General features: G+C 59.8%; 19 protein-coding genes. 15 read left to right on the plus strand and 4 right to left on the minus strand.

All coding sequences use genetic code 11. The features are described from left to right. Positions 1–210 precede the first annotated feature (210 nt). On the minus strand, positions 211–429 hold the full coding sequence (locus AO068_RS26200; protein ID WP_058428166.1) for a DUF6434 domain-containing protein: 219 nt from the start codon (positions 427–429) through the stop codon (positions 211–213). Positions 430–526: 97 nt separating this feature from the next. Next, complete coding sequence (locus tag AO068_RS18435) at positions 527–1,411, minus strand: LysR family transcriptional regulator (protein WP_054996450.1); 885 nt, start codon at positions 1,409–1,411, stop codon at positions 527–529. A gap of 99 nt (positions 1,412–1,510) precedes the next feature. Here AO068_RS18435 and AO068_RS18440 point away from each other — a divergent pair, with 99 nt between their 5' ends. After that, the gene (locus AO068_RS18440) at positions 1,511–1,993 is read left to right on the plus strand and encodes a multidrug/biocide efflux PACE transporter (RefSeq protein ID WP_058409083.1); all 483 of its coding nucleotides are present in this window, start codon (positions 1,511–1,513) and stop codon (positions 1,991–1,993) included. A gap of 128 nt (positions 1,994–2,121) precedes the next feature. Continuing rightward, entirely contained in the window at positions 2,122–2,955 is an 834-nt protein-coding gene (locus AO068_RS18445) for a PhzF family phenazine biosynthesis protein (protein WP_058409084.1), read from the plus strand. 6 nt (positions 2,956–2,961) lie between these two features. On the opposite strand, the gene AO068_RS18450 is transcribed toward AO068_RS18445, so the two are convergent. Further along, positions 2,962–4,113 (minus strand): MFS transporter, encoded by a 1,152-nt coding sequence (locus tag AO068_RS18450; protein WP_058409085.1) that lies wholly within the window; start codon positions 4,111–4,113, stop codon positions 2,962–2,964. An 845-nt stretch (positions 4,114–4,958) separates the two neighbouring features. On the opposite strand from AO068_RS18450, the gene AO068_RS18455 reads away from it, so the two are divergent. The 13 genes from AO068_RS18455 (at position 4,959) to rarD (ending at position 17,264) form a co-directional block, all read left to right on the plus strand. Next, complete coding sequence (locus AO068_RS18455; protein ID WP_058400946.1) at positions 4,959–5,978, plus strand: Gfo/Idh/MocA family protein; 1,020 nt, start codon at positions 4,959–4,961, stop codon at positions 5,976–5,978. A 42-nt stretch (positions 5,979–6,020) separates the two neighbouring features. Continuing rightward, on the plus strand, positions 6,021–7,133 hold the full coding sequence (locus tag AO068_RS18460) for a DegT/DnrJ/EryC1/StrS family aminotransferase (protein WP_058400945.1): 1,113 nt from the start codon (positions 6,021–6,023) through the stop codon (positions 7,131–7,133). Then, complete coding sequence (locus AO068_RS18465) at positions 7,134–7,646, plus strand: NUDIX hydrolase (RefSeq protein ID WP_058409086.1); 513 nt, start codon at positions 7,134–7,136, stop codon at positions 7,644–7,646. After that, the gene (locus AO068_RS18470) at positions 7,643–8,749 is read left to right on the plus strand and encodes a DegT/DnrJ/EryC1/StrS family aminotransferase (protein ID WP_058409087.1); all 1,107 of its coding nucleotides are present in this window, start codon (positions 7,643–7,645) and stop codon (positions 8,747–8,749) included. Before AO068_RS18465 ends, AO068_RS18470 begins: the two co-directional genes overlap by 4 nt. Next, complete coding sequence (locus AO068_RS18475) at positions 8,730–10,100, plus strand: FAD-dependent oxidoreductase (RefSeq protein ID WP_058409088.1); 1,371 nt, start codon at positions 8,730–8,732, stop codon at positions 10,098–10,100. The genes AO068_RS18470 and AO068_RS18475 overlap by 20 nt, the downstream gene beginning before the upstream one ends. Then, positions 10,097–10,795 carry an HAD family hydrolase gene (locus tag AO068_RS18480; protein ID WP_058409089.1) on the plus strand — a complete coding sequence of 233 codons (699 nt, stop codon included), beginning with the start codon at positions 10,097–10,099 and terminating at the stop codon, positions 10,793–10,795. Before AO068_RS18475 ends, AO068_RS18480 begins: the two co-directional genes overlap by 4 nt. A gap of 2 nt (positions 10,796–10,797) precedes the next feature. Continuing rightward, positions 10,798–11,919, plus strand: a complete 1,122-nt coding sequence (locus AO068_RS18485; protein ID WP_230016488.1) for a fatty acid desaturase family protein — start codon at positions 10,798–10,800, stop codon at positions 11,917–11,919. Then, the gene (gene mtnP, locus AO068_RS18490; protein ID WP_058409090.1) at positions 11,916–12,824 is read left to right on the plus strand and encodes an S-methyl-5'-thioadenosine phosphorylase; all 909 of its coding nucleotides are present in this window, start codon (positions 11,916–11,918) and stop codon (positions 12,822–12,824) included. Before AO068_RS18485 ends, mtnP begins: the two co-directional genes overlap by 4 nt. Continuing rightward, entirely contained in the window at positions 12,821–13,417 is a 597-nt protein-coding gene (gene nudK / locus AO068_RS18495) for a GDP-mannose pyrophosphatase NudK (RefSeq protein ID WP_058409091.1), read from the plus strand. The genes mtnP and nudK overlap by 4 nt, the downstream gene beginning before the upstream one ends. A gap of 8 nt (positions 13,418–13,425) precedes the next feature. Next, a complete protein-coding gene (locus AO068_RS18500; protein WP_058409092.1) occupies positions 13,426–14,340 on the plus strand; it encodes an ABC transporter substrate-binding protein in 915 nt (304 codons plus the stop codon). Beyond that, a complete protein-coding gene (locus AO068_RS18505) occupies positions 14,337–15,548 on the plus strand; it encodes an MFS transporter (RefSeq protein ID WP_122265410.1) in 1,212 nt (403 codons plus the stop codon). The genes AO068_RS18500 and AO068_RS18505 overlap by 4 nt, the downstream gene beginning before the upstream one ends. A gap of 6 nt (positions 15,549–15,554) precedes the next feature. After that, positions 15,555–16,202 carry an HAD family hydrolase gene (locus AO068_RS18510; RefSeq protein WP_058400936.1) on the plus strand — a complete coding sequence of 216 codons (648 nt, stop codon included), beginning with the start codon at positions 15,555–15,557 and terminating at the stop codon, positions 16,200–16,202. Positions 16,203–16,379: 177 nt separating this feature from the next. Then, positions 16,380–17,264 carry an EamA family transporter RarD gene (gene rarD / locus AO068_RS18515; RefSeq protein WP_058409093.1) on the plus strand — a complete coding sequence of 295 codons (885 nt, stop codon included), beginning with the start codon at positions 16,380–16,382 and terminating at the stop codon, positions 17,262–17,264. A 3-nt stretch (positions 17,265–17,267) separates the two neighbouring features. On the opposite strand, the gene zapE is transcribed toward rarD, so the two are convergent. Further along, positions 17,268–18,383: a cell division protein ZapE gene (gene zapE / locus AO068_RS18520; RefSeq protein WP_058400934.1), complete on the minus strand. Its 1,116-nt coding sequence runs from the start codon at positions 18,381–18,383 to the stop codon at positions 17,268–17,270. Positions 18,384–18,385: the final 2 nt, after the last annotated feature.

Genomic DNA, 18,385 nt, shown 5'->3' on the forward strand with positions numbered 1-18,385 from the left:
CACCTGCGGTGTTGGTTACGCCGCGTTCCCTTCAGGCAGGGCGGCACGAGCACGCTACGAGAAAAAACGCCCGGTTGCAAAAATAATGGCATTTTGCACTCGAAAATCGATGATTTTCGAAAAATCAGAGCGGGATGTGCTTCTCGATACAGCGTAACCGTTAGCCAGAGCGAGCCCGGACGGGTAGCCCTCCAACAGTACAACGTCAGCTCATTCCGATCCTGCTGTTCGCAGACGCAACCATTCATCCACGACCTGGCCCATGTTTTTGGGCTCGCCATTAGTGATCCACGCCATGAATGGCCGGTCGAACCTGAACGACGGCCCGCATTGTGCGGTCACGAAGCGCCTCACGTTCTGCGTATTTCGGTAGCGGTCGTCCACCGGGGTATCACGTGTAACAGGATCGGAGTGCCAGTCGAATGTCATGCGTTACCCTGCCCGACAGTGTTGAAAGTCTGTGCTTTATAGCTGGAAATCAGCAAGCCCCGCGACTGCCGACTGCCGGTTATGAGAGCCGATCCGTTTACTCTCCGGCAAACGGCACAAGCGACTCCAGCAGCCATGCACCTGCTGGCCCCAGGCTGCGCTGGAATGACCAGATGACATCGACCGCCGAGCGACGCGGCCAGCCCGAGACCTTCAGCTCTTTGAGCAGCCCGCCCGAATAGCGCGACACCAGCCAGCGCGGCAACGCCGACCAGCCAAAACCGAAGGCAGCCATGTCCATCAACAGCAGGTAATTGGGCGCTGACCAATGACGATGGCCGCTGGTGGGCAGGTCGTCGGTGGGGATACTGTGCTCGACCAGCGTGTTGAGGCGCAATGCACGGTAACCCGCCAGTTGCTGATAATCGACCCGTTCCAGCGCGGCGAGTGGATGTTTATGCGAGACGAACAGCCCGAAATCGGCACTTTCGTCGATGGTCGCGTGACCGATCTCCGGTGGGTAGCTGGCTTGCGCCGACAGCAGCCCCAATGATGCCCTGCCCGACTGCACCAGGCTGATGGCATCGCCGTGCTCGGCGAATACGCATTCCATCTCCAGCTCTGGAAAGCGCTGATCCAGCTCGGTCATCAGCCGCTCGAAATCGGCGAACTGGTTGGCGTCCGACAGCACCAGCGTCAGCCTTGGCTCGACGCCTGCCGCAAGCCGTGCAGCGGCCCGGCGCAGTCGGTCCGAGGCGCACAACAGGTCATCGACACGGCCGAGCATGACCCTTCCGGCCTCGGTCAGAACCGGCTGCCTGGAAGAGCGATCGAACAGCTCCAGCCCAAGATCGATCTCCAGGCGGGCGATTGCTTCACTGATCGTCGACTGACTCTTGCCCAGACGGCGTGCAGCCGCACTGAACGAACCCAGCGCGGCAATCTGGGCGAAGGCTTCCAGGGCTTCCGGCGAATAACTCATGACACTCTCTTATCGGCTTTACCGATGGTATTGATTTTCAGGTTAACGCAAACACCGATAATAATGCTGCCACCCACGAGCACAAAGGACAGTCTTATCATGAGCAACAGCTCAAAACACGCCAGCCAGCACGCATCCGTAGCGTCCAAAACCCTGCGTGAAAGGGCGCTGCACGCCAGCCTGTTCGAGATCGGCGGCGTGATTCTTGTTGCGCCGCTGCTGGCCTGGCTCATGAACCATTCGCTGGCAATGATGGGGGCCATGACAGTGATGATCTCCACCATCGCCATGCTCTGGAACATGCTCTACAACGCCCTGTTCGACAGACTGCGCAACAGGTACGGGTTTGCCATGACCCTGACCACTCGCGTGCTGCACGCAACAGGTTTCGAAGCCGGACTGATTCTGGCCGTCGTGCCACTGGCCGCATGGTGGCTGACGATCAGCCTGATGGAAGCATTCTGGCTGGATATCGGCCTGCTGCTGATGTTTCTGCCTTACACCATGCTGTTCAACTGGGCCTATGACGCATTGCGTGAACGTGTAGTGCAGCGGCGTATGGCAAGGTGTGAGGTGCTTTGAGAGAAGACGTCTGCGCGGGCGCTCAGGCATCAGCCATATAGATGCACTGCATCAGTTCTTCTCACTGGATTATCAAATCAGCCCCATTGCACACTGTCGCCCACTGACCACGGCAAGGACACCCTTCAATGACAACTGAAATACTCAAACTGGCGGCATTCAGCGATGGCGATCGCGGTGGAAACCCGGCAGGCGTATGGATTGGCGATGCGTTGCCCGATGACGTCGTCATGCAGCAGCTTGCCGCCGAGGTCGGATTTTCCGAAACCGTGTTTGCCGCTCCCATGGAAGGTTGCTGGCGGGTGCGTTATTTCTCGCCGATGGCAGAGGTCCCGTTCTGCGGACACGCGACCATTGCTTTGGGCGCAGCGCTGGCGGCACGGCAAGGCGACGGCGTGTTCAACCTGATACTCAATCAGGCGCAGATCACTGTCGAGGGCCATGCGCAAGGCTCTCTGACTTCAGCAGCACTGCAATCGCCACCGACCTTCAGCAAGCCGATCAGCGCGCAGTTGCTGGAAGAAGCCCTGGCGCTATTCGGCTATACGCACAGCGATCTGGATGAACGCATCAAGCCAGCGCACATCAACGGCGGTGCCGGGCACCTGGTGCTGGCGCTAAGCAGCCGGGCGCAGCTCAAGGCCATGCACTATGACCAGCAGGCCGGTCGGGAGCTGATGGTACGCGAAGGCTGGGCGACTATTTTGCTGGTATGGGCCGAAACCGAACAGCTGTTCCACACTCGTAACCCGTTTGCCTTCGGTGGCGTCTATGAAGACCCGGCTACCGGTGCGGCCACGGCTGCCCTGGGGGCTTATCTGCGCGATATAGGCTGGCCGCACGGTGGCCTGATAGACATCATTCAGGGCGAGGACATGGGCAGCCCGTCACGACTGCGCGCGGAAATCCCCGAGCAGCCCGGGAGTTCGATCCGGGTGTCGGGGATGGCGCGCACGTTGTAGTCAGAATCAGGTCCTGAGTTTGCTGCCGCCTATTGCCACGCCCAGCAACATCACGGCAACGATCATGAACGCCAGCTCAAGGCTGCTGACATGGGCGATGAAACCGATTGCCGCAGGACCAATCAGAATCCCGGCGTAACCGACCGTGGTGATCGCCGGGATCGCCACGCTTTCCGGCATGGTCTTCTGCCGACCGACCGCGCTGTAGCAGACCGGCACGATGTTCGAGCACCCTGCCCCCACCAATGCGTAACCCAGCAACGCCGCCTGCCAGACCGGAATCAGCGTGGCAACCGCCAGGCCGCCCGCAGCACACAAGCCGCCCAGAATGATGACCCGGTTGGAGCCGACCCGCCGCACAATGGCGTCGCCAGACAGCCGCCCCAGCGTCATGGTCACAGCAAAGACTGCGTAGCCAAGCCCGGCATAGGACGCTTCGACGCCGCGCAATGACGTCAGGAACACCGCGCTCCAGTCCAGCATTGCACCTTCGGCCAGGAAGACGGTGAAGCACAGCAGACCGATGAACAGCACCACGCCACGCGGGATCGCAAAGGCAGGTCCGTCGGACGGGCTGCCGTAAGGCAACAGGTTCGGAGCGGCCTTGGCCAGCGCCATCAAGGTCAGCATCACCACGACGAGCATCGACTGGAAAGGTGAAATACCCAAGCTGAGCAGACCGGCTACGCCGGCAGCGCCGACGATACCGCCAAGGCTGAACAGGCCATGGAACCCCGACATCATGGTCTTGCCGCTGGCACGCTCGACAATCACAGCCTGAACGTTGGCCGTGCAATCCACCCCCCCCATGCTCGCGCCAAACAGAAACAGCGTGGCGATGAGTAGCGGCAGACTGGATATCGTCGCCAATAGCGGTAGACACAGACAGATCAATACCGTCGAGCAGACCAGCAACCGCCGGCAGCCAAACCGCGCAGCCAGCGCACCGGCCAATGGCATCGAGAGAATCGAGCCTACGCCGAGGCACAGCAACAAAAGCCCGAGCGTGCCCTCATCAAGGCCCATCCGCTGTTTGACGTAAGGCACCAGTGGCGCCCAGGACGCCACACTGAAACCGGCAATGAAAAACGCTATACGCGTTGAGGATTGTTCCGCCCGAGCCTTGGCATCCTGGGCTGCGGTGCTGAAAGAGGTCATGCATGCTCCTTTTTGGAATCGGATTGCACCGAGTCGACAACCCGGCATTTCAAAAACTGATTAGTTAAACAAACATATGTCAGGCGCTCGCCTCCAGCAGGTTCCGAAACGCTTTTGAACATGAATAATTCCATTAACCAAAGAAGGCATAAAGCCAGCATTTGAAAAAAAGAATCTGGAAAAGTCGTTTAATATCAAAAGCATTGCTAAATGTTTCATAAAACTTAATACCAAAGCATAATCTGCATAACCTTTCCTTATGCACTTTCGGTCTATTCCTGTTGGTTGCTATGCACAAATGGCTGGGGTAGATTCATTTCCGCACTAGGTTAGTGCAACTAACTGTTGAGATGTTCCCCGCAGGATCACTCAGCGGCCATGGAAGAATCGGATGTTCAAGGAGGATTCAATAGATGAATACTTGCCCGAACGAAAGCTGTCACTCCCCGCTCGCTGCCCCGCATGAGCACTGCACACGTGTACTGATCCTCCCTGGAATCAGTCAGAACAAAAAAAGCTCCCGGCGTTCCGGTTTCTTGAACCCCCTCGATTTTCATGTCCATACCCTGACAGGCAGCCAGCGCAGTGGTTTGTCCAGAATACCCCGGACTCCCCACGGCCCTGATCTGATGACGCCCGTCACAGGCCTGTCTGCAACAAGCGATGGCAGCCTTCGCTACCAGACTGACCCCACACCTTAGGGCATTACTGCCCGGCTCTACCGACTCAAGACGAACATCGAACTCATTCGGTTTGCCCTGCGGGTAATCCGTCACGGGATTCGTGTACGCGCTCACCCTTGTTTTCCAATGAACTACATCTGACTTTTCAAGACGGAGATGATTATGACTGGACTCAAAGTTGGCATCGTTGGTCTCGGCGCACAGATGCAGGAAAATCTGCTGCCCACGCTTTTGCAAATGCCGGACATTCGTATTGTGGCGGTCTGCGACAGTGATCGCAGTCGAGCCGAGCAGATCAATCGTTTCGTATCGAACGTGATGATCACGGACAATTTCGACGACATGCTCGCAGAAGCCGGGCTCGATGCCGTTGTCATGGCCTGCCCGCCGCAGGCTCATCGCGATCTTGCGTTCAAGGCGATGGCCAAAGGCGTGCATGTTTTTGTCGAGAAGCCGCCCTGCTTCACCCTTGCCGAGCTAGAAGAGCTGATCGATGCAAGTCGCCGCGCGAAAGTGATCACCGGCGTCGGTATGAACTTCAAATTTGCAAAGCCCATGCGCCAGTTGCGCCAGATGACCAGTGCCGAGCAATTCGGCCAGATCGTGCATATCCAGCTCAACCACTACGCCAGCAAGCCCACATCGCCACTCTGGGGCCTCGATTCGACATTGAGGTCTTTCCTGCTCGCCCAGGCCATCCATACGATCGACCTGGGCGTCACGTTCGGCGGCGGCGAGCTGCGTGATATCGAATCCCGAGTGCAGCGTCATGGCGATTCACTGCTGGTCAGCCTGGAGCTGCAATTCACCACGGGCGCCAGTGTCAGCCTGCTCAGCGGCACCATGTTCCCCTACTTCGAATTCGACATGAAGATCGTCAGTTCGAACTCGATGATGGTCGAGCTCAATAACCTGTGGAACATCACCATGCACGAGCCGGAACACGGCACCAGCGCTACCGGTCCGGGCAAACGCTGGAGAGGCGCATGGCAGCCGGGGCCTCTTGATTCCGGGTATGAGCGCAGCGGCTACTTCGGCGAGCTGGAACAGTTTTTCCATTCCGTTCGTACCAACACCGCCTATGAAGCGAGCTTCGAAAGCCTGCGACCGACCTACCAGGTCATCGAGAGCATTTGTAATGCAGACGCCATGGCTCGACCAGACCTTGCTCTGAGTGCCTGACCCTCTACGCCAATCCAATGCCTGTTTTCGGAGCTTGCAAAAATGTCCAGTCTTTCCAATAGCGCAACTGCTCGACCTGCTGTCTCGGATAAATATCGCCCGGTTTACGCCGATGACCTGCTGACCATGCAACTGACACTGGAACGCCCACTGTCGGGCACCAGCGATGTGGTCGGTGAGTACGAGAGCAAACTCGCCGCCTGGTTCGAAGCACAACACGCCATTGCCGTATCGTCAGGCGGCGCAGCGTTAAGCGTGGCTATTTATGCGTCCGGTGTCGGTCCGGGCGACGACGTTCTGCTGACCCCAAGCTGCCCGCTGTGCACGATTTACCCGATCATCGCGGCCGGGGCCAACCCCATCTTTGTCGACACCCGGGCCCACGGTTTTGGCGCCGATCCTGTGTCGATAAAAGCGCGGATAACGCCACGCACCAAGGCCATCATCGATATTCCGATGTGGGGCTATCCGACCGAAGTCGACGAGTTACGCACCTTGACCCACGAGCTGGGTATCAAGCTCATTCTGGACCTGGCTCATTCGCACGGCACTACCCTGGAAGGCCGCCCGCTGTCGCAGTTCGGCGACCTGTCCTGCTTCAGTACCCATGAACGCAAGCCACTGGCAACCGGTGAAGGCGGCTTCATTCTCACCGACGACGATGCACTGGCGCAGCGCTGCCGCGACTACAGTCGTTTCGGCAACCTCAATGGCAAGGATTTCGGCCTCAACTACAAACTCGCGGCACTGCCAGCGGCACTGGGTGGCAGCCGCCTGGCATCGTTGACGGGCCAGATCCAGCAACGCCGAGAGAACGCAGCCTACTTTCTTGCCAGGCTCGACCACAGCAAAGTCCGGGAGAAAAAGATCATCGAGGGCGGTGTGCCCAACTATTACTTCCTGAACCTTGAGCTGCACTTCGCCGACAACCGTGCATTCATCGACTACCTCGACGAGGCCGGTATCCCGTCCGACATCAAGCGCTACGGGTGCAAGGCGCTCTATGAATTTCCGGCACTCGCGCAGTACCGCAACGAATGCCCGAATGCGGAAGCGCTGCTGGCTGGCATGACGACGATTCCGGTGCATCCGGACATTACCCGGGCGGAACTCGACTACATGGCTGATCGCATCAACCAGTATGGTGCCGCATAAATGACCGAACCACTCGATCGCTCACAACTGGATCGGCATTTCACCGCGTCCGGGTTCGTCTTGAACCCGGAACGGAAGATGCTGCTGCTGCATCACCGCAAGCTCGGAGTCTGGCTTTACCCGGGCGGGCACATCGAACAGGGAGAAACCCCGGACGTCGCAGTGCTCAGGGAAATTTTCGAGGAAACCGGTATTCATGCCGAGCTGCTCGGCGAGCGCGATGAAGAGCTCGCCGACTTCGAAACCGATGTCACCGTACTGCATCAGCCTTACAGAGTGCTGTGCGAATACATCGATGACAAACGCGGCCCGCACTATCACCTGGACCTGATTTATGTCACGGCGACCAGTCTGCTTGCCTGCCCGGATAACAGGGAAGTCGAGCATGCGCGCTTCTTCAGCCAGCAGGAAACCGCAGACCTGAAGATGTTTCCCAACTTCCGGCGAATGGTCGACCGGGTTTTTGCAGACGATGCGCTGTGGGACCTGGTAGGAATCAAGGTGGCGCAATGAACCTGCGAACCATTACCCAGATGCGCACCATTACCCAGAAAGGGCCGATGCATTCGATCGATGACCTGCATGAGCTGGAGCGCGCCCTGCATTCGGGCCTGACAGGCACTTCGCAGGTGGTCGACGAATACGAAGCAGCACTTTCGGCGCTGTATGGCATCAGGCATGTGATCGCCGTTTCTTCGGGTGCGGCGTCGGTAACCGCTGCGCTTGCCGGCGTCGACTTCAAGCCGGGCGATGAAGTCATCGTTGCGCCAACAGGCCCGATCTGTACGGTCCTGCCGATTCTCTCGCTGGGGCTTGTGCCGGTGTTCTGTGATGTCGCGCCGGACAGCTTCGGTCTGGACCCGGAAGACCTGCAGCGCTGTATCGGCCCGCGTACCTGCGCAGTCATCGAAGTGCCCATGTGGGGGTATCCGATCCGCTCGAAGGACACCTGGGCGTTTCTGCAACAAGCCGGTATCACCTTGATTCAAGACCTGGCCCACGCCCACATGACCCGGCTGGACGGCACGTGGCTCGCGCGACATGGCGATATCAGCTGTTTCAGCACCCATGACTGCAAGTTCATCTCGACCGGCGAAGGCGGTTTCGTGATGACCGATGACGATGACCGGGCCAGACGTATCCGTGCCTATACCCGTTTCGGCAACCTGACGGGCGAATCGCTGGGCATCAACCTGAAACTGGGCGGTCTGCAGGCAGCACTGGGGCTGGCGCGCTCGCGTCAGCTCTATTCGCATCTTGAACGCCGCATGAGCAACCGCGAACAGCTTCTATCAATGCTCGACAACCCGGCGTTTCGCGAGCTGCCTGTCGTCAAAGGCGGCGCGGTCAATGCCTATTCCCTGCTACTGCAATCGGTGGGGCATGACGGTCGCCAACTGGTGCACTACCAGCAACGCCACGGCATCGAATCGGACATCGGCAAATATGACAACCAGCCGCTTTATCAACTGCCGCTGCTGACCCAGTATCACCGCGATTGCCCCAACGCTGCCAGGTTGCTGCGTTCGTTGACGACGGTGCCGTTGCATCCGAACCTGCTGGACGACGATCTGCATTACATCGCCGAGGTGCTCAATGACTACTCTCCCGGTTGAACCGGCCCTGCGTTCGGGCCATGCGGTAGTGATTGGCGGCAGTGTCACGGGCTGCCTGACCGCTGCTGTACTGGCACGCCGTTTCGAGCGTGTCACTGTTGTCGAGAAAGGCGACTTTCACGACGAGACGGGGCCGCGTCAGAGCCTCCCTCAAGAGCATCATGTGCACCTGCTGCTGTTGCGCGGCAAGCAGATCATGGAGCGGATCTTCCCGGGCCTGCTGAGCGCACTTGAACAACACGGCGCTCAGGTAGCGGACCTCGGACATGATGTGAAGTGGTACCAGCGCGGCCGCTGGAAAAATCGCTATCGCAGCGGTATCGAGGCTCACTACTGCAGCCGCAGGCTCATCGACAACCAGTTGCGCCGTTGCCTGACGACAGTCCCGCAGGTCACTGTTCTTTCGGGTACGCGGGTAACGCGTATCGAGTTTGCAGGTGTTGAAAAGCCAGGTCAGGTAAGCGGCGTCATCATTGATGACGGCTCGGGCGAGCGCAGCCTGTCCTGCGACCTGCTGGTGGATGCCAGTGGCCGGGGCACGCACATGCCTTCCTGGCTTAAAGAAGCAGGCTTTGGCACTGTGCAGAACAGCGTGGTCAAGACCGAGTTGGGCTACGCATCGCGCATCTACAAACGGCTGCCTGCCTTCGCTGAACAATGGCAAGTACTACTGGTGCTGCCGACCGCTCCAGCCCAGCGTTCGATGGGGGTCATCAGCCCGATCGAGGGCGATCGCTGGATGGTCACCACCGGTGGCTGGTTCGGCAACTTCCCCGGCAAGGACCCGGACGAGTTCCTTCAGGCACTGGCCGGCCTGCCTGTGCCAGACATCCATGATGTCATCCGCGAGGCCGAGCCACTGTCCGAGGTCTTTACCTTCAGGATGCCCGGCAGTCGCCGCACTCATTACGACCGTCTCGAGCGCTGGCCCGAGGGTTTGCTGGTCGTGGGTGATGCCTTGAGCAGCATGAATCCGCTTTACAGCCAGGGCATGACCATCGGCGCGCTTGAAGCCGACTGCATCGATCAACGCCTTGATGCGCTGCTGGACCGCTCGCTCGGTTGCCATCAGTTGCAAGGCTTGCTGTGCGGTGTCGTCGACGGTGCCTGGAACATGGCCACGACCGAAGACTTTCGTTTCCCGGAAACCTCGGGGGAACGCACATGGCGCACCCGTTTCGACCACTGGTACGGTGCCGGGCTGGGCTCGCTCTCGGCGGACAACCGCCGTGCACTGGAAACACAGATCGGAGTGACCAATCTGGTGGTCAACCCCGCCCGGGTTTATGCGCCGGCAATTGTGTCGCGCATTGCGCTTAACGCCCTACTTTCTCGGAATACTCGACAATGATTGACGATATCCTGCATTTTTCCGGCATCGAGCATGTGGTGTTCGACTGGAACGGTACTTTGATCGACGACATCGATCTTGCTGTCTTCGCCGTGAATCGCTGCGGCGAGCATTTTGGTGTCGCGCCTGTAACCGCCGAGCAATATCGGGCCAGGTTCGATTTTCCGATTGCCGGTTTCTACGCGTCGCTCGGCTTTGATCTGGACCGTGTGCCCTTTTCTGTCATCGTCAAACACTACCTCGAACACTTTGACGCAAATGTCGCTCAATGCCCGCTGCAACCGGGCGTGATCGAGTTTCTCGATGCGGCGCGCCAGCTCGGGATCGGCGTTTCGATCCTGTCGGCATCGCACTGCGACGTTCTGGTACAAACCCTCCGAGCCAAGGGTTTGTTTGACAGTTTCGAGCATGTCGTCGGTCTGAGCCATAACCAGGCCACCAGCAAAACGGCCGAAGCCGTAGTGCTGCAAAAAAAACTGGGCACGCCCGCCTCACGAACCTTGTTTGTCGGCGATACGCTGCATGATTTCGACGTCGCGCAGGCAGTGGGCTGGTCACCGGTTCTGGTTTCGACAGGTCATCAGGACTACCAACGCCTGCAGCTCAGCGGCGCCCCGCTGTTCAGTGGCCTGGGCGATCTGCTTGAGCGCTTCACGCACGGTCACGCCCTGCTCGCCAAGACCGGGAGTGCCTGACCATGAGCACCATGAGCACATCGCACCTTGTTCTGGCTGCCCTGATCGCCACTGCGTTGGCTTTGCGTGCGACCGTGGCTTTTTATTACCGCGACACGCAGCGCATATTGCGATTGCTGCGTCTGATACCAAGGCTTCCCGACCGCAAGGAGCACTACTACCGACCGCTGGATGAATGGCTTGCGCCGCTGCCGTTCATCTGGACATGGCTGGATATCGTGGCCGCCGTACTGCTCGCATCGCTCTACTCGTCACCGCTGACATGGCTGTTGGTCGTGCTCTGGAGCGGCGGACGGTTTCGGGCGCTGCAGGAGTTCGGTCATAACGCCGTGCATTTTGCGCTATGCCCTAATCACCAATGGCAGTGGTGGCTGAGCAACATCTTCTATCAGTTCCCGGCATTCAAACGCGACATGCGCAGCCGACACCAGACCCACACGCTGGAACATCATCGCAACCCCAATCATCCGCATCTTGACCCCAACCGCGCGCGGGTACACGCAGGTGGCTACGTGGCCGGAATATCCCCCGGAAAATTTCATTCATTGTTGCTCTATCCGCTGACGCCTCAGGGTGCCTGGGTCAATCTGAGCACCATGGCGCGCAACAGTTTGCTGAATCACTCGCACCTGACCACAGCGGTCCGTGTGCTGTGCCTGATGACGGTTGCCGCCCTGCTCTACTGGGCAGGCGGCTGGAAAGGCGTGCTGTTTGGCTGGCTGGTGCCATTGCTGACCTCATACCCGGTATTTGCCTGGGTGTCACTGCTCACCGAGCACCGCTGGTTTGTCGAAGGGACGTCCAGAGACCGCCGCGATCTTGAGTACCTGGCAGGCCGCCCCACCGATTATTTCGGTGTTAGCGGATGGCTGATCCGCGTGTTCATCGCGCCAACATCGGATGCCTACCATCTGGCGCACTCGCTGTACCCGGGCGTGCGCTGGAACTACCTGCCAGCGATTGACCGGCACTTGAAAATTCACGAACCACGCTACAGCAACAACGCCAGTGAAGGCCTGCTGCTGCGACGCGGCAGCGCACCCACCGCGCTTTCCGAACTGTATGAGCGTCTGGTGACTGCCGGACATCCAGAAACCACCTTGAAGACCAGAGGCAGCGTATGAATACCCCCTTGGCTCACCAGCAGACTCAACGTATCGGCATCATCGGCGGCAGTGGCCTTCAGCAATTGCCCGGTTTGAAAGACATACAGCTTGTCGAGTGCGAAACGGCGTTCGGCAAACCCTCGTCCCCCGTCACGCTGGGCACCCTCAATGATGTGCCAGTGGCTTTCGTACAGCGCCACGGTGTCGGGCACACCATCCCGCCAGCGTTCATCAACGTGCGCGCCAATATCGCCGCGCTGCGCAGTGTCGGCTGCACTCAGCTGTTATCGGTAAGTGCCGTGGGCAGTCTGAGCCACGACGCACCGCCAGGCAGTTTCGTGCTGATCGATCAATACATTGATCGCACGATCAAGCGTGACAAGACGTTTTTCGGCCCGGGCCTGGTCGGCCACGTACCGTTTGGCGACCCTGTGTGCGGGCGCATGCGCTCGGTGTTGGCCAGCGCTGCAGAAACCGCTGATGTACAGGCTCTCAATGGCGGCACCTACGTGGTCATGGAAGGGCCGCAGTTTTCGACGCGTGCCGAATCCAGTCTCTATCGCCAATGGGGCGGCACCGTGATCGGTATGACCGCAATGCCGGAAGCCAAACTGGCGCGTGAAGCAGAGCTTTGCTACGCAATGATTGCCATCCCCACGGACTTCGACTGCTGGCACGAATCCCATGAGGAGGTCAACGCGACGCTGGTTGCCCAGAGAATGGCTGATACGTTCGCACTGACCCGTCGTCTGGTCACCGAAGCCGTCACGCGTTTGGGCGAACATAAGGGGGCCTGTTCATCCGGGTGCGATCATGCACTGGATACGGCGGTGATGACCGCCCCCGAGCACCGTGATCCGGAAATGGTCGCACGCCTGCTGACAGTTGCTCCCTACGCCACTCACCTGGGAGCGAAAGCATGAGCAAGGCGCTGACCACCCAGGACCGGGTACGAATCAAAAAGGTCGATGTGCTCTCGGACAACTGGTACGTACTGCGCAAGACCACGTATGACTTTCAGGGGCGCGACGGCACGTGGCGCACACTGACCCGCGAAACCTACGACCGGGGCAACGGCGCAACCATCCTGCTCTATAGCAAGCTGAAGCAGACCGTCGTCCTGACCCGGCAGTTCCGCTTTCCCGCGTTCGTCAACGAGCACGATGGCATGCTGGTCGAAACCTGCGCAGGGTTGCTGGATCGTGACGATCCAGACACCTGTATCCGCAAGGAAACCGAGGAAGAAACCGGTTATCGCATTCAGGAAGTGCGCAAGGTGTTCGAGGCGTTCATGAGCCCGGGGTCGGTGACCGAGCGTCTGTATTTTTTTGTCGGTGAATATTTCGACGAAAACAAGCTGAGCGACGGAGGTGGCCTGGAGGCGGAAGGCGAAGAAATCGAGGTTCTTGAATTGCCTCTGGACGAAGCGCTGGCGATGATAGACACCGGAGCGATCTGCGACGGCAAGACCATCATGCTGCTGCAATACGCCAAACTGCATGGACTGCTGGATTGAGGCCTGACATGGATGAACTTATCGCTATCAGCTCGATGGAAAATGCCGAACTGGCCGAGTTCGTGGCAGGCATCAGCGAGCATATCGGGGTGCCCGTGCGCCTCTCTCGCTGGTCCACATCAGAGCTGATCGACCGCGTGAGCAACGGCACGGCGGGCGACTGGGACCTGTTGTTGGGAACTGCGGCCACCGCCTTGCTTGATCCCGCACTGAACTCACAGCTGCTGATTCTTGACGCGCTTGACTGCTCGACCTTGCCTGCACAGGCGATTGCCGCTGACCGGCGCTGGTTCAGCCCTTCAGGCTTCGTGCCGGCCTTTTGCTTTGATCCTGAAGTGCTCGCCGCACACGGCCTCACGCCCCCACTCTCCTGGGAGGCGCTCTGCGCGCCAGAGTGGGCGCAGCGCATTGCCCTGCCAGATCCGGGCCGCTCCGGTGCAGGCTATCTGCACCTGAGCGCGTTGCTGGAAGCGTATGGCGAGGGGGCCTGGGGCATGCTGGCTCAAGTGGCACAATTGCGACCTTCAATCAGCGGGTCTTCCACAGCGCCGATAGACGCTGTGACCGAAGGCCGAGCATACGTCGGCGTTACGGTTTCCACGGCGGCCACTCGCGCAGCAGCGCAGCACAGCTCCTTGCGCTGGTGCGTCCCCGATGACGCACGTCGTTACGAGTTCGAAGTGTTCGGCTGCCGCGCCGGTTCGCAACGTGCGAAACAGGCGGTACAGGCGCTTGGCTGGATGCTTTCGCCGGACGCTGCTGCAATCAGCCGACACTACGGCAAGGTGGTGGTCGGCGGCGTGTCGATCGAGACCCTGGCGACCGCCGATCTCAAGGCGCTGAATGCAATCGAGGCCAGCCATGCCAAGGTCGCCCGTTGTGCACGCTGGCATTCACTGTTCGACACAAAGGCGGGCTTATGACCGACATGGCCCACACCCCCTCGTCGTCTGCGCCAGCAAGATCGGGGCGGCGGCCCTGGTCGATTTACCTGATGTTCGGCCTGTTCGGGGCTCAGCAAGGCATGCTCGGGCCGCTGATGCCGTTTCTGCGTGCCGAATTCGATCTTGATCTGCGCTGGACCGGCCTGCATTTTGCCGCCTATGCGCTGGGGCTGGTACTGATCGGAATTCCGTATCGCTGGCTGGAAAGCCGGGCACTGCCCATCGGCACCGGACGTATCGCCATCGGTTCGATTGTGCTGGCCAGCGGGCTGTTTTCGATCGCCAGCGGTTTACCCATGACCCTGCCCGGCAGCGTACTGATGGGGTTTTCTGGAGGTCTGGTGATGGCTGTCGGACAGGCCATGCTCGGCAAACTTTATGGCCAGCAGGCCGCCGCGAAACTGGTGGAAGCCCACATCGTAGCAGGCCTCTGTGTGCTGGGCGGCGCGCTGCTGGTGGGCGCAGCGACGGCTATCGGGCTGTCGTGGCGCATGGCTCCGCTGCTGATCAGCGCATGGGCATTGATCATGTTTTGCGCACCGCAGACGATCCATCGGGCCATGCCCGGCCAGGCCGGGTCGTCGCCAATAGCCGATAGCCTGCGCCCACAGCGTCTGGTTCGGCTCAGCCTGTGGGCACTGGTGATTCTGGGCATCTCGGCGGAATGGGGTGTGGGGTTCTGGGGCGCGGAATACATCAAGACCCACGTACAGACCAGCGCGTCGGTCGCCGCTACGCTGATGAGTCTTTACTTTGCCGGCACCGTCTGCGGGCGGTTGGTCAGCAGCTATGCGCTACGCCGGGTTTCCCCCTTTACATTGCTGACCGTGGTGATACTGAGCGCCATTGCTACACTGCTGGTGCTGTCGTTGATCGAAGGGGTGGTCGGCACCGCGATCCTCACGTTCGTGCTCGGTGCCTGTCTGGGCAACTTCTTTCCGCTGATCCTGGGATCCGCCATGCGCGTTGCGCCCCACGCAAGCTCCGCGCTCAGCACGCAAGCGTCACAGGCGGTCGGCGTGGCGCTCCTGCTGGCACCGTTTCTGCTCGGGCTGCTGTCCGAACGAATCGGAGTCGAAGCTGCCTTCAGCCTGTTGATCGTCTACCCCCTTCTCATGTTGCCGTGGGTACCCGCCCTGCGTGGCGTCTGGTCTGTCGGCAACCCTACCGAACCTTCAAAGGAGTAAGAACCAATGGCTCTTTGCGCGCTGTTGTTCGATCTGGACGGAACCCTTATCGATACCGATGAACTGCATTTGAACGCCTATAACCAGTTGCTGGCCCGCTGGGACCGTTCGATGGACATCGGCTACTACAAGGCCCATGTCATGGGCTTTCCGGATGACATGATTTTTGGCGGTCTGTTTCCCGATATTCCTGCGGCGCAATACGCTGGTCTGGCAGCGGAAAAAGAGGCAATGTTTCGCGCTCAACTGGGTGAAACGATTCCCGTGGCGGGCGTGCTGCGTATCCTTGACCACGCTCGGCAAAGCGGCCTGCGCACGGCGGTGGTCACCAATGCTCCACGCGAAAATGCCATGGCCATGCTGACCGGGCTGGGCATTGTCGACCGCTTCGAAATCATTGTGATCGGCGGCGAGCTGGAGCGCGGCAAACCGCATCCCATGCCTTACCTCACAGCTCTGGAGTTGCTGGGCGTGACGGCCGACCAGGCGCTTGCTTTCGAGGACTCGCTGGCGGGAGTGCAATCGGCGAGCGCCGCCGGGATTCATACCTTCGGCATGCTGTCGGGGCTTGACGAAGCTCAGCTTCGGGCGGCCGGAGCCAAAAGCGTTATCCGCGACTTCAACGACGATGCACTCTGGAATACGCTGAAATAATCCTGCTGATGCATCTCTGACCTGTCAGGTGCCGGGACATACCACGGTGTGCCCGTTGCCTGAGCAAAATTGCGCCTGCAAACCCGAGCTTTTTCCTCACCTGCACACTAAACTGGCCTCCGTTCGCACCAGACCGGTGCGCAAGCCCATGCCCGAGCATCCGCAAAAGAGGCCATTGTGTACAAAGGTGTCGCGCTGTCAATCCTGGCTTCCGTGCTGTTCGGGGTCATGTATTTCTATACCTCGCTGATGTCGCCCCTCGACGGTGAAGAGATATTCGGCTGGCGCATGCTGCTGACCGTGCCTTGCGCGACGCTGTTCATGTGGGTCAGCGGCGACTGGACGCGGGTCCGTGAACTGGCGGGTCGGCTCAGGCGGCAGCCGCTGCTGATAGCCGGGCTGCTGCTGTCCTCGCTGTTGCTGGGCGCACAGTTGCTGATCTTCATGTGGGCACCGCTGCACGGGCGCAGCCTGGAGGTGTCGCTGGGTTATTTCCTGCTGCCGCTGAGCATGATTCTCACCGGCCGCATCGTGTACGGCGAACACCTCTCGTATCTGCAAAAGGTCGCAGCGGTATTTGCCATGATCGGTGTCGGCCATGAGCTATGGCGGCTGGGCAGCTTTTCGTGGGAGACGCTATTGGTCGCGGGCGGTTATCCGCTGTACTTCGTGCTGCGACGCAAGCTCAAGACCGACCACCTCGGTGGGCTCTGGTTCGACATGCTGCTGATGCTGCCCATCGGCCTGTGGTTTATCGCCAACGGCCATCCGCAAGCCATCCAGCAGGCACCGCTGCTGTACCTGCTGATTCCCGTGCTCGGGGTCATCAGTGCCTCGGCACTGGTCAGTTACATCGTTGCCAGCCGGTTGCTGCCGTTCAGCCTGTTCGGCTTGCTCAGTTATGTCGAACCGGTGCTGCTGGTAGGCGTCGCCCTGTTGCTGGGCGAGAGCATCGGCCGCGATGAATGGCTGACTTACCTGCCAATCTGGCTGGCCGTCGTGGTGCTGATGATCGAAGGCGCCAAACACATGCTGGCCCAGCGCCGTCGGGATGCAGCTTGAGGCTCAGGACTCGGTGAAACGCTCCAGTTGCATTTCCTGAAGCCGACTCAGGGTGCGCCGAAAGGCAAACGACAGATAACCCTGAGTGTACAGTTCGTCCATTGGCACCGGCGCTTCGACATACAGCGGAATGCGCCGGTCATAACATTCATCCACCAGTGCAATGAAACGTCGCACGCCGTCGTCGTTGGGCGATAACTGCGGCAGCTCGCGGTCGCCTGCCGTCACCTGCTCCACGCCATCCTCGGTGCCACGGGCAATCTTCGCCTCGCGCTGGGCGGCGCTGAGGGGCGGCACTTCGCTAAGCAGAATCACCGAGAAACGATCACACAACGCAATGAAATCCATCGCCGCCAGCGGTTGCTCACACAGGTCGCGATAGCGGCACCACACGGCCGTGTCGGAATGCTGAACCACATTGATACTGCGATAGCCAAGCATGACCTGCGAGTCGTGAACCGGCTGGCCAGCGCTCAGCGCTTCGAATATCGCCTTCAATGCACTTGGCTGACCGGCCTGCGCAACCCAGTAACGCTGGTGCAACTGTCCGGGGTGCAGGCGATGATCCTCGCCGCCGTCGACCGCCACCACATTCATGTATTTCAGGATTGCGGCGACCGCAGGCAGGAAACGCTCACGATTGTGGCCGTGGCTGTACAACTTTTCCGGTGGCTGATTGGACGTACAGACCAGCACTACGCCTTCTTCGAACATCACCTGCAGCAGCCCGCCGAGAATCACTGCGTCGCCGATATCAGTCACGAACAACTCATCGAAACACATCACCCGCACTTCCCGCGCCAGCTCTTTGGCGACCACGGTCAGCGGCTGAGGCGTGCCCATCAGCTCGAACATGCGCTTGTGCACCCAGCGCATGAAGTGATGAAAATGCTGACGCCGGGCCGGGACGCTCAGGCTTTCGAAAAAGCGGTCCATCAACCAGGTCTTGCCGCGCCCGACCGGCCCCCACAAATAGACGCCCTGTGTCCGACCCCGCGCATCGGTCAGGGCCTGATAGCACGCCTGCAACTGTCGGGCAGCCTGCAACTGCGCCTGATCAGGCTGAAAACCACGCTGGACGGCACGTTCGTAGGCTTGCAGCGGGGAGACGGCATCCATCA

Source organism: Pseudomonas sp. ICMP 3272, assembly GCF_001466905.1.
Taxonomy (GTDB): Bacteria; Pseudomonadota; Gammaproteobacteria; order Pseudomonadales; family Pseudomonadaceae; genus Aquipseudomonas; species Aquipseudomonas amygdali.